15 protein-coding genes and 1 pseudogene are annotated in these 15406 nt (G+C 56.6%); 7 read left to right on the top strand and 9 right to left on the bottom strand.

Translation table 11 applies throughout. The features are described 5' to 3' along the window. Positions 1–158: 158 nt before the first annotated feature. Both ACVWYQ_RS23300 and ACVWYQ_RS23295 read right to left on the bottom strand, forming a co-directional pair. The gene (locus ACVWYQ_RS23300; protein ID WP_271543273.1) at positions 159–626 is read right to left on the bottom strand and encodes a hypothetical protein; all 468 of its coding nucleotides are present in this window, start codon (positions 624–626) and stop codon (positions 159–161) included. A 109-nt stretch (positions 627–735) separates the two neighbouring features. Next, positions 736–1644: pseudogene (locus ACVWYQ_RS23295) on the bottom strand (YifB family Mg chelatase-like AAA ATPase); the annotation flags it as partial. A 33-nt stretch (positions 1645–1677) separates the two neighbouring features. On the opposite strand from ACVWYQ_RS23295, the gene ACVWYQ_RS23290 reads away from it, so the two are divergent. The 3 genes from ACVWYQ_RS23290 (at position 1678) to ACVWYQ_RS23280 (ending at position 5273) form a co-directional block, all read left to right on the top strand. Next, positions 1678–3414 carry a recombinase family protein gene (locus ACVWYQ_RS23290; RefSeq protein ID WP_456726435.1) on the top strand — a complete coding sequence of 579 codons (1737 nt, stop codon included), beginning with the start codon at positions 1678–1680 and terminating at the stop codon, positions 3412–3414. A 136-nt stretch (positions 3415–3550) separates the two neighbouring features. Beyond that, the gene (locus ACVWYQ_RS23285) at positions 3551–4126 is read left to right on the top strand and encodes a hypothetical protein (RefSeq protein WP_456726434.1); all 576 of its coding nucleotides are present in this window, start codon (positions 3551–3553) and stop codon (positions 4124–4126) included. Between the two features lie 85 nt (positions 4127–4211). Next, entirely contained in the window at positions 4212–5273 is a 1062-nt protein-coding gene (locus tag ACVWYQ_RS23280) for a hypothetical protein (RefSeq protein ID WP_456726433.1), read from the top strand. 16 nt (positions 5274–5289) lie between these two features. On the opposite strand, the gene ACVWYQ_RS23275 is transcribed toward ACVWYQ_RS23280, so the two are convergent. The 5 genes from ACVWYQ_RS23275 to ACVWYQ_RS23255 all read right to left on the bottom strand — a co-directional run bounded on the left by ACVWYQ_RS23275 (position 5290) and on the right by ACVWYQ_RS23255 (position 11094). Further along, positions 5290–5772: a recombinase family protein gene (locus ACVWYQ_RS23275; RefSeq protein ID WP_456726432.1), complete on the bottom strand. Its 483-nt coding sequence runs from the start codon at positions 5770–5772 to the stop codon at positions 5290–5292. Positions 5773–5791: 19 nt separating this feature from the next. Beyond that, positions 5792–6586: a hypothetical protein gene (locus ACVWYQ_RS23270; protein ID WP_456726431.1), complete on the bottom strand. Its 795-nt coding sequence runs from the start codon at positions 6584–6586 to the stop codon at positions 5792–5794. A gap of 372 nt (positions 6587–6958) precedes the next feature. Beyond that, a complete protein-coding gene (locus ACVWYQ_RS23265) occupies positions 6959–7924 on the bottom strand; it encodes an HNH endonuclease (protein WP_456726430.1) in 966 nt (321 codons plus the stop codon). 32 nt (positions 7925–7956) lie between these two features. After that, positions 7957–10212 (bottom strand): NACHT domain-containing protein, encoded by a 2256-nt coding sequence (locus ACVWYQ_RS23260; protein ID WP_456726429.1) that lies wholly within the window; start codon positions 10210–10212, stop codon positions 7957–7959. A gap of 231 nt (positions 10213–10443) precedes the next feature. Beyond that, positions 10444–11094: a recombinase family protein gene (locus ACVWYQ_RS23255; protein WP_456726428.1), complete on the bottom strand. Its 651-nt coding sequence runs from the start codon at positions 11092–11094 to the stop codon at positions 10444–10446. Positions 11095–11258: 164 nt separating this feature from the next. On the opposite strand from ACVWYQ_RS23255, the gene ACVWYQ_RS23250 reads away from it, so the two are divergent. Further along, on the top strand, positions 11259–11699 hold the full coding sequence (locus ACVWYQ_RS23250; protein ID WP_456726427.1) for a hypothetical protein: 441 nt from the start codon (positions 11259–11261) through the stop codon (positions 11697–11699). A gap of 23 nt (positions 11700–11722) precedes the next feature. On the opposite strand, the gene ACVWYQ_RS23245 is transcribed toward ACVWYQ_RS23250, so the two are convergent. Both ACVWYQ_RS23245 and ACVWYQ_RS23240 read right to left on the bottom strand, forming a co-directional pair. Next, positions 11723–12664, bottom strand: a complete 942-nt coding sequence (locus tag ACVWYQ_RS23245) for an ImmA/IrrE family metallo-endopeptidase (protein WP_456726426.1) — start codon at positions 12662–12664, stop codon at positions 11723–11725. Beyond that, positions 12651–13043: a helix-turn-helix domain-containing protein gene (locus tag ACVWYQ_RS23240; RefSeq protein WP_456726425.1), complete on the bottom strand. Its 393-nt coding sequence runs from the start codon at positions 13041–13043 to the stop codon at positions 12651–12653. Before ACVWYQ_RS23240 ends, ACVWYQ_RS23245 begins: the two co-directional genes overlap by 14 nt. 162 nt (positions 13044–13205) lie before the next feature. Here ACVWYQ_RS23240 and ACVWYQ_RS23235 point away from each other — a divergent pair, with 162 nt between their 5' ends. From ACVWYQ_RS23235 to ACVWYQ_RS23225, 3 genes are read left to right on the top strand one after another with little or no spacing between them, the layout of a single operon-like run. After that, entirely contained in the window at positions 13206–13547 is a 342-nt protein-coding gene (locus ACVWYQ_RS23235; protein WP_456726424.1) for a multiubiquitin domain-containing protein, read from the top strand. A 3-nt stretch (positions 13548–13550) separates the two neighbouring features. Beyond that, on the top strand, positions 13551–13952 hold the full coding sequence (locus ACVWYQ_RS23230) for an E2/UBC family protein (RefSeq protein ID WP_456726423.1): 402 nt from the start codon (positions 13551–13553) through the stop codon (positions 13950–13952). Then, positions 13949–15364 carry a ThiF family adenylyltransferase gene (locus ACVWYQ_RS23225; RefSeq protein ID WP_456726422.1) on the top strand — a complete coding sequence of 472 codons (1416 nt, stop codon included), beginning with the start codon at positions 13949–13951 and terminating at the stop codon, positions 15362–15364. Before ACVWYQ_RS23230 ends, ACVWYQ_RS23225 begins: the two co-directional genes overlap by 4 nt. Positions 15365–15406 lie beyond the last annotated feature (42 nt).

The raw sequence follows: 15406 nt of genomic DNA, 5'->3' as shown, positions 1-15406 counted from the left end.
GCCGACCTTGCGAACAAATTGCGGCGGTGGCGCCGCCTCCGAACAGGGTTGACGAGACGTTAACGGGTCAGAGCATGATCCGGAAAAGTGTGCAGCGGTTTTCCTTCGCGACAAACGCGGGACGCGTTTGCGCGGAGATCATGCTCAAACACAAAGCTCTAAAGCGATGCCGCCTGGAAGCGGCCGTGGCCGCCGCGGGCGCCGACGATCAGCGCAGCCGCCTCGCGCGGCGAGAACGTCTTTGAGCGCACATAGATGCGGTAATCCGCCGGTCCTTCGCTGGAGAGATAGACCACCTGGCCGCCGTCGACCGGCTGCGCGGCGATCGAGACGAGACGCGTCGAAGGGCTGGCCTGGCAGGTGTCAGGCTCGGAGCCGAGGCCGTCGTCGACCACGGCAAAATCCGCGGCGTCGGCATCCTCGGTGATCTGGACCCGCACCGTGGCCTGCGCGGGATCGTCGGTGAAGGCAACATGCACACCGGCGGTCCAGAACAGCGAGGTGAGCTCGACCGATGTGTCGCCCAGCGCGATGCAGGGATGCGACACCGATCCGATCTCGGCGCGGGCGAACACCGCAGCCGCCAGCACGGGAACAGCCGAGGCCAGGAACTTGAAACGCAACATGACGCTCTACTCGCTAGGCCCCGGGGAACTCACAACCGAAACGCGTCGGGCCTTATGGTTTGTAGAGCGTAAAGGAAAGTCGTTACCGCCGGGTTGATGCGCGGAATGATCAAGCCAGCTGGCGCACATCCTCCGCGAGTGCGCGGTAGGACAGCGCTTCGGCGAGGTGCAGCCGGCCGATCTTGTCGGCATGGTCGAGGTCGGCCAGCGTGCGCGCCACCCGCAGCACGCGGTGATAGCCGCGCGCCGACAGGCGCATGGTCTCGGCGGCGTCGCGCAGCAGCTTCTGACCCTGCGCGTCCGGCTTTGCGATCTCCTCCAGCACGGAAGCGGGGGCTTCGGCATTGGTGCGGACATGGGGCAGGCCTGCATCTGCATAGCGCGCCAGCTGGATGTCGCGCGCCGCCGCGACGCGGGCGGCGACCTCGGCCGATCCTTCCGACGGCGGCGGCAGGATCAGGTCGGCGGCGGTCACCGCCGGCACTTCGATGCGCAGATCGATGCGGTCCATCAAAGGACCGGAGATGCGCGCCTGATAATCGGCGGTGCAGCGGTCGATGCGGCCGCGCTTACAGGCATAGCCGGGCTCGAACGCATTGCCGCAGCGGCAGGGATTCATCGCCGCGACCAGCATGAAGCGGGCAGGGTAGGTGACGCGGTGATTGGCGCGCGACACCGCGACCTCGCCGTTCTCCAGCGGCTGGCGCAGCGAATCCAGCACGCGCGGATCGAACTCCGGCAATTCGTCGAGGAACAGCACGCCTTGATGCGCCAGCGAGATCTCGCCGGGCTTGGCGCGCGCGCCGCCGCCGGTGAGCGCGGCCATGCTGGCGGAATGGTGTGGCGAGCGGAACGGGCGCCGCGCCGTCAGCGCGCCGCCTTCGATCTCGCCGGCGACCGAGGCGATCATCGAGACCTCGAGCAGCTCGCTCGGCGACAGCGGCGGCAGGATCGAGGGCAGGCGCGCGGCCAACATCGATTTGCCCGCGCCCGGCGCGCCGATCATGAGGATATGGTGGACAATTAAATTTAGATTTAGTAATAATTGTGGATGGTTATCCCTGCCTCACAACCTCGCCCCAAAGCCTTCTCCTATGTCCGGATGTCGACCGACCTTCAGAAGAAGGGCGACAGCCTCCGCAGGCAGCTCGACGCCTCCCGCAAGTATGCCGAGGTGCACGGCCTGGAATTGGTCGATGACCCCGATCTCCACGATCTTGGCGTTTCGGCCTATCGAGGTAAAAATCTCCTCGCATCAGGCGGGCTCGGGCGGTTTCTGGCCGCCATTCGGGACGGAAAAATCGAGCGTGGTTCGTACCTGCTGGTTGAGTCCATCGATCGGATAAGCCGGCAAACCCCGACCAAGGCGCTGGAGCCCTTCTTAGCGGTGATCAACAGCGGAATGATCCTGGTGACGATGAATCCACTGGAGGTCTTCACAGCGGAAACAACCGACTTTTATCGCCTACTGATGGCGCTGACCATCATGCAGCGGAGCCACGAGGAATCGGACGTAAAAAGTCATCGCCTGAAGAGCGCTTGGGCCGCCAAACGGACAGGTGCGGGCCAGAAGAAGTTAACGGCCCGGTGCCCAAGCTGGCTACGCCTTTCCCCAGACCGCAGCGGCTTCGAAATTATCGAAGAGCGTGCGGCGATCGTCCGTAAGATTTTTGACGAAGCTGCGTCGGGATATGGCACGTTCACAATCGTTCGCCGCCTCAACAACGATGGCGTCCCGACCTTTACGGGCAAAGGGGGCTGGCAGAACTCGACGGTCAACAAAATTCTCAGCAGCCCTGCGGCAATTGGTACGTTCCAGCCCAATCGCATCGAGGGTGGTAGGCGTCTGCCTGACGGACAGCCAATACAAAACTACTTTCCCCGAATCGTCCGGCAGGACGTATTCGAAACAGCTCAGCGCGGCCGCCTTGAACGGTGGCGGAATGCCCAACCCGAAAAGGGAAAAAAGCCGCATCCGGTGGGCGGCAGAAAGGGCAAGCAATATACAAATCTTTTCTCAAAGCTGGCCGTCTGCGACTACTGCGGCGAGCCAATGCACTATCAAGACAAGGGTGCACCGCCCAAGGGACGGACGTACCTCGTGTGCTCGAATGCGCTTCGTGACAATGGTTGCGTAATGACTGGCCGCTGGCGGTACGACCAGTTCGAAGCAACGTTCTTGTCGTTCGTCGAGCGGCTTGATTTGGCATCGCTTGTGTCGTCGAGTGAGCACTCGTCGAAGCGCAATGAGGTCGCGTTCCACCTTGATGCTGCCGTGGGCAAAATAAGGCTGTTGGAGGACGAGCAGCGCAAAGCTTTCGAGATCGGCTTGAAAATGGCGGATTTTGACAGCGCATTCATTGCCGAGCGGATCAAGAAGATCGAAATCGAACTGGATGCAGCAAGGAAGCGAGAGAAGCAACTTCGACACGAGATTTCGGTCCTCGACCAAACCTCGCTAACGTACTACCGGCATCCTGAGCAGGTTGCGCAGCTGATTGAGCGAGTGCGATCGAGCCGTGGCGGTGACGTTTACAAGCTCCGTGCCCAGATCGCATCGAGGCTGCAATCGTTGATCAGCGAACTGCGACTGACAGTGGACCCCGATACTCAGCGCTTTGAGGTGATCTTTCGAGACGGTCAGGGCATGACACTGTTCGTCGATCCGGAAAATCCGGCGAAGTTCATCCAAAAGGTCAGCGGGAAGGCGCCGGACTTCAACCTGCTTGCCGCCGATGGCACGGTTGTTCAATTGCCAGCCGACGAGACAGCCCTTGACGAGAAATAAAGAATTTCAATCGGGTCACTCTGAGTGCTGATATTTCTCCACTGGGAAATCACCCGATCGAGGGGAGCGGGTATTGACAACCACAAGTAGGAAAACTGAGTGTCTCGTGCAGGTGTTGGCATGACATGAACGAAAAATGGATTGGAAAGCTTTCATAGCAAGCACCACCGGGGCGCTGGCCTGGCCGGTGACGGTAGTGTTCATAGTAGCTTTATTCTCCAAAGAGATTCGGGCGCTATTCCGGCGTTTCAAGAGACTGGGTGCTGCAGGTGTTCAGCTCGAACTTGCAGATGAAGTCGACAAAGCACGTTCTGAAGCAGAGATCGTTCAATCTGAGCAGAATGCGCCGGCCACAACCGCGGCCAAGTTAGACTCAGCGACCATTGAATTGGCTCGATCTTCGCCGGCCGTGGCCGTTCTGCAATCCTTTAAGGAAGTCGAAGAATTGTTGCTTGCGATACGGACGCAGTTGCCGGATAACAAGCCACACCGGAATTTGAATGAGGTTCTCGGCTATCTAAAAGGCCGTGGCCTGATTTCAGAAAGCGTCATTTCCCTGTTCCAGCGCCTCCGCAAGACCACCAAGGCCGTTTCGCACGCAACCGAAGACAGTCTAACGCCCGGTGAAACGTTCGAGCTTATCGGTCAGAGCCGGCTGTTGTTGGAAGTTCTGAAAGCGGCCCAGCGGCGGCTTGTGGTCCAACCTGCCTGATTTATCTATCGCTGACAAATGCTCGCACGCGCCGGCTGAATCAACATCGGCCTAAGTATCTCCTGATTATGGCGCAGTAGTCTCGATGCTTCGGATCAACAAGACCTCCAGGAAGTTCGTCTCTCTTCAACAGAAGACAATGCGTGAATCTGGATACTGGGAGCGACGCGACCTTCAGGAGATGATCTGTAGGTCACCTCAGGAGTTTTGCGATGAACTCGGCGAGGCGATCCACATTGTGGGGACCGAAGTTATCCCAGATGGGTTCGTGAAAGATCGAATTGATCTGCTAGCCGTCGACAACACCGGTGCTGCCGTAATTATCGAGCTTAAGAGAGACAGTCACAAGCTGCAGCTACTGCAGACCCTTGCCTATGCAGGAATGGTCTCGAAGTGGCCCTCTCGTCGGTTCATCGAAGAACTCAACAAGTTCAACAGGACATTTTATCCTGAAGCGGTCAATCAAACCGTAGAACAAGCGAGAGACGAGCTTGAAGAACTTCTAGATGATGGAGACTCTGAAACGATCAATCGGAACCAACGCATTCTGCTGGTGGCCGAAAAATTCGATTACGAGGTTCTGATTACAGCTGAATGGCTAACAGAACGCTATGGGCTCGATATCCGCTGCTATCGCATATCGTTATCGCAGCACGAGGCGGACGAATTTCTAAGCTGCAACCGGGCTTATCCGCCACCTGAACTTACGGAGGTAGCAGTCCGGCGCCGCCGCTCCACCGAGGGAGTCGTCGCAGGGACGAGTAGTTGGGAAGAGATCTCCAGGGCACTTGAAAACAGCGCGGAGCTCGAATTTGTCACTCACGAGCTGGCTGCTGCGCGACCTAATAACGTCGATCAAGCCTACTTCACATACCGGCTCGCCTCTAAGCGACGGTTCATAGTCTATATCAAGAAAAAGTTCGCAACCGTCCGTCAGCTAGGCCGCTTCGATGGTGACGAACAATACTGGAGAGCTCGCTTGAGTGAACCCACGTCCGTTGCGGAGAAGCGAGATCGTCGTGATCTTCGCTTTCGTCTCGTAACAAGCGGTGATTTTCAAGCGTTCACACTTTCGTGGACTCAAGAACTGCAAACGAAGACATTCTCAGAGCCAGGAGAAGAAGACCTATTGGATCAAGAAGCCTGATCGCCGCGAGAGGCGGTCAAGTGTGTCCGTTCGCTCGCGTTAGGTAGTTCTTGACCGTTTGCGGATAGAATTTCCGCCCAGTCAGGGTAGTAATTCCCGCGTCGTTCAGGTAGCGCGCAATCTCGCTGTAAGATTGCCGCAATAGATCCGCATCCAGTTTTGCCCTGAATTGAGATGCAAACTCGTCAGCGGCCCTGCAATTCTTGGCGACAAAATTCTTTCCATTTGAGCCCAAAATCTTTCTTCGCCGCTTTGCCTCAACCAGCGCTGCCCTCGTTCGTTCGGAAATCAGCCGGCGCTCTTCTTGGGCGAGGGCAGCGAACATGTGTAGCTTGAAGTCCGCTGCATTGGGCATTTCGGCGCAAACCGGCCCGATGCCCTGCTCAAGAAAGACGGCAATAAAGCTGACTCGGCGTGAGAAGCGGTCCAGAGTAGCAATGACGATCCCGGCATCTTTTCTCTCAATCCCGTGAGACGCGGCCTTACAGCCGTTGAGCACTGTGGCACGCAGTGGCAGGCTAAAGACCGAGCAACGCCTTAAATCCGATTCCGAGGAGCGTAATCAGCGCGCCTGACGCGAGTGTCGCCGCTGTCGTGATCAGATTGTCTTTGACCTTGGTCGTGAACTGCACCAGTATCGGCCTGAGGAGCGATGCGAGCGGTTCGAGGCGGACCTGGGCAGCTTTCAGCAGCCGTCGTGCCGCCGAAACTTCCGCCTCGCGCTGCTCCTTCTCGTCGAGGTCTTCGAAATCGTTTGCTTCTCGAATCGCTTTCTCCAGCCTCTCCATCGCCTCGTCGGCGTCGGTGTATTCCTTGCTGTTGTGATTCAGCAAAACGACCCGATCGGATGCAGGCACTCTCTGGGCCTCTTCGGCCTCGTCCCGCTCTAGCCGCGCGACATCCTTTTCGAGGAAGCGGCGCAGCTCGCGTGCCATCGGTTCAAACACTTGCTCCACGAAAGCACGCGCATTGTCATTGACGTTGCTGCTCACGCGCAGGAAGTGAAATCCATACAGCCCGATGTCCTGCTTCCGATCTGCAAATCTCCGGAAAAGAAGAAGGCGCATTCCGAGTGACTTCTCGTCGTGATCGCCCCAGTCCAGCGTCCGGGTATGGCTGCTCATTGCCAGTTCGGTGAAGCGGTCAATATCGAGGCCGTGCTCCAGACGGCGCACGATGGCCGAGACTCGTGGCGTCTCGTCGAGATGCTTGAACCAATTGCGTAGGTGATCAGGTATGAACGTATGCCGAGCCCGCGACACCTCGTCGGTCAGGTCGTCATAGACAGCTCGGAAGTTGGTGAAGTCACTCATCGAGTCAGCCAATGCTCGGGAGAAGTGTCTAATAGCGTGCGAAGGTTTAATGAACACGGGCTGGCATCAACCAAGTAGGGCCAGTGCTCGGATAGTTATCGTTCTGCTTGCGGCGCATGCGGCGGCGGGGTATCGGGCAGTGCTTCATCCCGAAGTCTATCCTTTCGCCTCAACCGAGAAGGTCGATGACCTTTGCTCGAAATGCCGACACAATGCACTTCTTTGAGCGGTTCGCAGGCTTTTGGTCAAGCCGCCCAATATTGATCGTAGCTTCGTCGTGCCTTGAGCCTTCGACCATGTTGATATCGGAAGTACTCGATACGCTGGAAATTCTGCGGCCCACGATGCTTGATCTGCTTACCCGACGCTCGCTTACTCGTTGACGCTGTCCCTCAAGAAAACGGAGCTCCGATGGAAATCCAGGTATTTCGCTTGACTGCCATTGAAAGGCGTCACGCCGAAATTCTGGTCAATCGATAGACCGAGTCGCGTGAAATCCGCGAGATCAATGCGAGGCGACCGTAACAGGGTCCCGTCATCCTCAAATGAGATGTAGCCGCGATCAAAGAGCAGGTCCACGTGCGGCGACAAGAGGAGTCCATTGTTGCCATCCAACCTTTCGTGATTGTCTTCGCACGCACGCCAGGGCTTTATGTGACTGGCTCTCAGCAACCTCGGGTCCGCAACCTGAGTTATACGGCAACATTTTTCGATCTCACCCAAATTTTTGCGAAACCGCCCCTGGCCGCGACGAGCTAGGACGACGGCTTGCCGCTCAGTCTCATCAATCGACGTATCGTTCTTGATCCTGGTCTCGATCTGGTCTTCTAACCGATCGATGGCGTCCTCCGATGTCACCAATCCTGGAACGATAGGGCTCGCGCTCGGTCTCCAATTGCCTAATGGACGGAGCAGCTCCACCGCCATTGGCTCCGGCACAGCGGCCAGATACACACTCTGAAGGCCGTTTCCGGTTTCGCTTTGGATAGGCGAATACTTTGCCGGCAATAGCGGGCGTAATACTTCGAGAATGTCCTTGGGTCTAACGATGATCGGGGGGCGATGCCACTCAACGGGCACCAACCAACCATCATTGTCCCAAATCGTGTCGGCGAACTCGGCCGGTCTTGCACCGGAAACTGCGGGGCTTTGAACCACACCGATATACTGGATCAGTTGATCTACATACGAGAAGACAAGGTCGCCCGTATCGACGAGGCGCATGTTCTCGTAGAATCTATTGAAGCTGCCGTTTCGATTTCGCTTTGGCGACCACATGAAGCCGCCGGCGATTTCGTACTTTCCAGTTTGATTTTGATTCACCCACCAAAATGACATGAGCAGCTCGTTACTCCCGCCCCATAGGAAACTTAGTAGTTGAGCAGAACGTCATCAGGAACAGATGACGAATCTATCAGAAAATTGGCACGCTTGGTGTGTGCGCGGTTTGGGTGGAGCACCGTGTTGTCCGATCGATCGCGACCGCTCAAGTACACAATCTTGTGTCGGATGAGATTAGCAATGCATTCATCAACAAGGGTATGGTCAAGATCCCCAATACCCCTAAAGAACGCCGCTCGCTTTCGACCAGACCCTGGTTGTCGAAATAGCTTACGCAGACAGATTTTGAGCACCTTCAGTTTGTCAGGAATATTCAGATGCAGCACATCGGCGTTTGTGGCGTCTGCTACAACTATTTCGGTTACCTGATCCTTCGATAGTCCGGTTGCATCGAGGTTTTGGGAAATCGCCGATGAGCAGCCCAGTATGCCAACTCGAGTCCTTTGGAAACTTACACTCCCAATCGTATTGACGTCAAAGGACAGGTTGACTTGTTCGATGACACAATCCTCGAACGACAAGCGAGTGCGAGTTGCCGCCTTTGCGTCAATCTCCAAGCTTGGGATCAGTGCAGCTCTTATAGGTACCGACCGCAAATCGGACCTGAGACAAATATCTGACTCCAGTAGAGCGCATTGAAGAAGGTCAGCGAGGAGGTTTCCCTTGGAGAGTTCGTAGTCACCGCTCACCTCAACCAGAGCAACCCCTAATTCCCCCAGGCGGTCGGTACTCCTCAGGGCACAGATAACGACGTCTGCAGTTAGATCCGATATCGATGATCGGGTATTACAAAGGAGATCCAGTAACTTCTTTGAACCTTCAGAACGGATGAAGGTGCGATTGCGGGTCGCAAGGATGCTAACTGCTTCAATTATCGTCCCCGCCTGTGCTGCTTCAAAGAAAGACTGATCTATGAAGCTGCGATCCTCATTTGAACGCCCAGCGGTGAGGCCCGGCAGCCTCATTAGGACCTGCTGAACTGAAAGATCGGGCTCCATCTCGAATACGTCGCGAAAAGCCTGTGCAACCTGCAGGCTGGTGACTTTTCCAACGTCTGCGACATTCGTACGGGCATACAATGCGACACGCTCGACTAGGCGGCGTATTTGGGTTGGTTGAGCGCCTCGAGCAATCTTCGTTTCCCGAGTCGATAGCTTGTCTAACAGTGAGTTCCAACCGTCCCCTGGAGTCGGAGGCGCAACGATACCGTCGATCTCGCTAGTATTGTCTCTGAGTTGAAAATAAATGTACGAGAGAAGCAGCGGCCGTTGAGGAAGCCATTCAAATAGAATTGGCTCTTTCCCCTTGGGGAGAATTTTGCGGTAGAGGGCCTTCACCTCCGCCTCGTTCAAATCGTGTAGCGACACATGGGAAAATAATGTTGCGCCTAGAGCGGCCTTCATCTCGTCGAATGTCGCGAAGTAACTTTCGCGTCCCGAGATCAGTATCGGCGTGTGCGTAGGTGAATCAGCAATTAGAGCTCGAACAATGTGTGAAGAGGCAAATCGAATATCTTTCGATGACGTTGTTAGCCTTGTGAAGCCTGCTTTCACGAGTTCGTCAAAGCCATCAAGCAAAACAATGCAGCCGTCGGATGCCCATGCGTGTACTAGCTTATCGCGCAGATCTCGCAGGCCCACCCATTTTGCATGTCTTTCGATCAAATCAACTGCATCATCGCCTTCATCAAGCGAGGAGTCGGCAAGATTTATGTAAAGAGGGAATCGGGTGATCTCTCCGGCTGAATACTTCTCTTGAAGCCGAAAGAAAATCTCTCGGAATGTCATACTCTTGCCGATGCCAAAATCACCGGTCACGATCAACCTGGTCCTTTTCCTTTGCACGAGGTCGTCAACCAGACGATCAATTGTAAGCGCTTGATCAGTTCCGGAGACCCGAACAGGAACAGGAACGAATTGAGATCGATCTACATCCAGACTGTCTGTCGCAGGATTACGCACGCTTCCAAACGGCCGCTTCACGCGCTCATGCAAATAAGTTGCGCTCCCATTGAACTGATTGATGAACGCCGGTAGCGAGCACGCAGATATCCATGAACCATTCTCCTCTGCTACTTGATGGATGTCCGGAGAGGGATCGGATTGAGTAATGAAGAAGCCTCGCACCGGCTTCTGAGGTGCATCACCAAATAGCGCACGCCGCAGGTCCCGGATCTTGCTGATGTCATTTTGCGCCTTCTTCTTTGTTCGCTCGATCGTACATTCGATCAGCAAGAACTCGGAACCAGTATCAACGAAAATGTCTAACTCTCGCCCGTCCTGCATTCGGTTCTCCTGGACAGTTGGCCAGTTTCTCTTGCAGAACTCAGTGACAAGGTGCTCGAAATCCCGACCCGGATCGCTCATAGGCCCCCCAGAAAAGTTGAGTCGATTATGACTTTCAATTAATGAGAGACGCTCAGCTTTTGCAATAGCTTAGCCGCCTCCCAGGACAGCAAAGGCCAGTATCATTGGAGTCCGTAGTTTACCGGGGTACACTCAGGAATGCGCTTGGCCTCACGAGGGTAGGTCGGCGCTCATCTGGAGTCGCTGCAGATAATTCTTCACAGTTTGTGGATAAAACTTCCGTCCAGTCACAGTTGTCACTCCCGCCTCGTTCAGGTGTCGGGCAATCTCGCTGTAAGAGCACCGCAAAACATCCGCATCCAATTTCGCCCCGAGTTGTGATGCAAATTGATTAGCCGCCTCGCGATTCTTCGCGGCCAAACTCCTTCCATTTGATCCAAGGATTCTGCCTCGACGTTTTGCCTCGGCCAAAGCTGCTCTCGTTCGCTCGGAAATCAACCTACGCTCTTCCTGGGCGAGGGCTGCGAATATATGCAGCTGGAAATCTGTGGCGTTGGGCATCTCAGCACAGACCAAACCGATGCCTTGCTCCAGAATGCTGGCGATGAAGCTGACTCGGCGTGAGAACCGATCAAGGCGGGCGATGACAATCTTTGCGTTCTCGCGCTTCGCCAAGTGGATCGCCCGCTGCAGTTCGATGCGCGAATCGTCCCGTCCGGACTGAACATCACAGAACTCGGCGATCAGCGTTCCGGCACTAGCAACGAAGTCGGATATCTTGCGGTGCTGAGCGGCAAGACCGAGTCCAGACTTGCCTTGGCGTTCTGTAGATACACGAAAGTAAGCGATGAATTTGGTCACGGCGCGCTCCCCACGAAGATAGGGCCGGGATCTTCCGGGACGCAGGGATCAGACAACGATTATTATTGGAGCCATCTACACGTATATTGCGATCTCTCGGTATTGGACCCGTCAGGGTGGCGTAGCGGCTTGCATGGGGTACGATGCAACCAAGGTGGTAGGCCATGAAGGATTTTCTGATAAGGGCCGGTCTTTACGGTGCCTTCGGTATCGTCGCGTTGATCGGGGGGCTGATCTTCGCCACTGTTGTCATCACGATGGTCGCTACAACGATTGGCAACCTCGCAATCTGGCCGTTACTCGTTGCGGCCATTTTCAATCTCCCGGTCTTGGGGCCATGGATATTCGGGATCGCTGCGGCAATTGCGCTCGCGATATTTTTGATAGCTCCGCATATGCCGAGAGGGACTGAGGATAAGATCGGGGCCGTGATGTCCATTGGCTGTTTCGGGCTGGGCGTGTCGGTCCTGCTCGGATTTCCACTTTGGTTCGTTCTCGCGCAGCTGACCGAAGGCGGACTCACGGGATGGGCAATAATCCCATGCGGCGTGCTGACTGGCGGTATTGCCCTTGCGTGGACGATGCTGCGGAAGCCGACCTCCTGATGAGGGAACGCTCCACTACGAGCTTACGCAACCCCTTCGCCCCCCGGCGGAAGAATAATCGTCGTCTTAGTAAGGGCTTTAACGGGGTAAAGTAGGATGATGACGTTGTGCCTCGTGTCGAAAGCTTCCGCCACGCATTCATGCGGCGTGCCATTTCGGTCTATGATCGAGAGAGTTGTTGGCCTGGTCATCCTGCGGCCAATGGGCAAGATGCGCCCAAGGTGATGGTCGGGCGTGATGGCTGTGTCCATAGGCCTTCCGAACTGTGTGACAAATGAAGGAGATGCTTCAATGCGTCGCACGAGAGCCTGAGCACCGTGACCGACCACGAATTCGACTGGCTCTAGGATGTAGACGACACAGGCCCGATGGTTAGTGCGGGCGAATTCTCGTGCCGACGCATAGTTTGACGCGCCGAATTTCTTCGCGAGTGTAATCGGCGTCTTGATGTTGAACGTACAGTCCGCAGCGTAGTGTGCATAGGTATCGCCCTTGAATAGCGCGAAACGGGCAAAATTATTGGCCTCGCGCTCGAACTGGTCGGCGATTTCGGGATCGAGATTTTGATCGCAGTCCTGGAAGAACCGAAACAAGCGTTTGTGCACGGGAAGATCATGATGCGCCGTTTCATGAAGCGTCAGGAAGGTCTTCTTAGAGTTCGATTTGATGGCACTGTCATCGATGTGGATGAGCGCTTCGGCGGAATCGTAAAGGCCGAACAGCTTGCCAAGCGCCGACTTAACGGTTGTCGCGGTCCGGATCGCCTTGCCCGCCAAGTAATCCATGACGGCAAGGGGATCGAACAGGCTTGTTTGTGCTACCCGCACATTTGCGGCGACGAGAATATCGTCGAGAGGCACGGGGAATCGGTCCCACGCACATGCGCGGTCGAGGAGCTGCCGCGCTCGCTCCTCGACCGCGCGAAGATCTTCGGGCTTTAGGCTGCTGTCGTCAGCTCTTGTCACCCGGCCTTTTCCTCGTGCGCATGAATTGGAGATACTGAAGCATCTCAGTCTCTTCGTCGGCTGTTAGATTGTGCTCAGCGAATGTCGCGACACGCCCATGCCGTTCGGTGTCGGCGCGCTTGGAGCTGGATATGTATCCAGCCATGCCCATCAGGTTCTCAAAGTTAATGGCATAAAGCTCTGCAAGCGCATGCAGGATGTTCGGTGATGGCTGTTTGATCTTGTCGTTTTCGATCTGAGACAAATACGCGTTCGAGACCTGCTTGCTCGTGGCTTCTTCCACGTCGCGCAGACTCATTTTCCGGTCCAGGCGAATCGAAGCGAGGTACTGACCGAGTGTCCTTTTCGAGGTGTTCCTTTCGTCGGTTGAGGCCAGCATGGCTGCATGCTCCAACAAGTTGTTGTTTCTATTGAGCTTCTAGCGCGTCCCGCGTTGGGCGTCAAGCTTGCGAAGCGGTCGCTTGATATTCTTAGCGCGCTATGTCATATTGGAACCGTGAAAGGGCATGGAGCCTGGACACGCCGATAAGGAGAACATCAAATGACCGACAACCTTGAAGATAGGAGCGCCGCCCCCGGCGTGGAAGAAGTCCTCGACGAGATCGTGGATCTCGAAGAGTACGCGAAGGTCGGCAAGCGCCCGCCGCTCTCGAAGGGCTACCGCATCCGCGTGAACGGCGAGCAGTTCGTGGTGTACGACTCCATGCCAACCGGCCGCGCCATCCTGACCCTTGCGGGTCTGCTGCCGGCAGAGAACTATACGCTCCGCGTCAAGCTCGCGGGTGAGAAGCCTCAAAAGATTGGCCTGGACGAGGAGGTCGATCTCCGTCGCCCAGGCGTGGAGAAGTTCAAGGCGCTGCCTCGCGATCAGACGGAGGGTTAAGCGATGACCCTCCGTCGCCAGTTTGACTTGCTGCCCATCGACCGGGAATTTCTCGAAGAGTACGGTCTGCCTTGGGAAACGATCGTGGATGGCTCCCAGTGGGTGCTCATCCACAACTTCCCGGCGCCGCGCGGCTACAACCACGCGACCGTGACGGCGGCCATTCGGATCGAGACCGGCTACCCCAACACCGAACTCAACATGGTGTACCTCTTCCCGGCACTCGCGCGCATGGACGGGAAGAAGATCGGGGCGACTGAGGCCCAGCAGCAGCTCGACGGAAAGTCTTATCAGCGGTGGTCCCGTCACCGCACGGCCGCGAACCCGTGGAAGATCGGACGCGACCATATCGGGACGCATGTCATTCTGATCGAAGACTGGCTTGACAGGGAGTTCGAGAAATGACCGCTCCCGTTACCCTAGCCTTATCAGGCGATCAGCATGAGCACTTGAAGAGCTTCCTCTTCCCCGGTGATGGGAACGAAGCCGTCGCGATCTTGCTGTGCGGCAGCCGCGCCGGCGACCGCAGCCACCGGCTCATCGTGCGCGAAATTCATGGCATCCCGTACGAAGACTGCTCCGAACGCACCCCGACGCGGGTGACGTGGCAGCCCGACTACATCGCGCCAACGCTCGACCGCGCCGCAAGCGAAGGACTCACGGTCGTCAAGGTTCACAGCCACCCCGGCGGCTATGCCGCCTTCTCCATGACTGACGATAAGGGCGACGAACGGCTACTGCCGATGATCCGCGGATGGGTCGAGGCGGATTTGCTGCACGGCAGCGCCGTGATGTTGCCCGACGGCCAGATGTTTGGGCGCGTTCTGAACGCGAGCGGCGGCTTCGATCCGATCTACTGCATCAGCGTCGCGGGAGACGATCTCCATTTCTGGTACGCGGGTGCGGGCAGCATTGAACTGCCCAACTTCGTCGCCTCGCATGCGCAAGCGTTCGACAACGGCACGATCGAACGCTTCCGCCGCTTATCGTTTGCGGTGATAGGGGCGTCGGGGACAGGCAGCCCGACAATTGAGCAGCTTATGAGGCTCGGCGCCGCCGTGATCGTCAGTGTCGACGACGATCACATGGAAGAGCGTAACGTCAACCGCATCCTGAACTCCACCATGGACGATGTGAGGCAAGAGCGGGCGAAGGTTGATGTTCTCGCCGATGCGGTCGAGCGTGCCGGCCTTGGCACCCGCATCATTCGCGTGAAGAAGAACCTGTGGGAGCCAGAGGTCATCTGCGAAGTCGCTCAATGTGACGTCATTTTCGGTTGCATGGACACTGTGGATGGCCGTTATCTTCTCAACGCCATCGCCTCCTACTACTCGATTCCATACTTCGACATTGGTGTGAGGCTGGATGCGACGAAGGACCTTAACGGCATTGCACGCATCCGGGAGGTCTGCGGCACCGTGAACTATCTGCGCCCGGGACGGTCCAGCCTCGTGAGCCGGGGTCTGTTCGCGATGAGCGAAGTTGCCGCCGCCGGTCTTCGCCGTAACGATCCCGCAGCTCATGAACGGCAGGTTGAGGACGGCTATATCAAGGGCGTTGTCGGGCATCGGCCGGCCGTCATCAGCGTGAACATGTTCGCCTCCGGGCTCGCCGTGAATGAACTGCTCGCTCGCCTTCACCCGTACCGCGAAGAGCCGAATGGCGCGTACGCCTCCGTTACCTTCAGCCTCGCTAGCATGGAGCTAATCTACGATCCGGAAGACGGAATCTGCGACATCCTAGGCGGCAAGGTGGGTTTCGGGGACACGAAGCCACTGCTGGAGCTAATGGAGCTTTCGGAAAGGAAGAAAGCGTGAACAGACTCAGTCGACTTTTCTACAGCGCATACCAGCGGATCT

It is taken from the genome of Bradyrhizobium sp. USDA 3397, from assembly GCF_054060965.1.
Note: the sequence above shows the minus strand (reverse complement) of the source record. Positions and strands in the feature narration are given on the sequence as shown.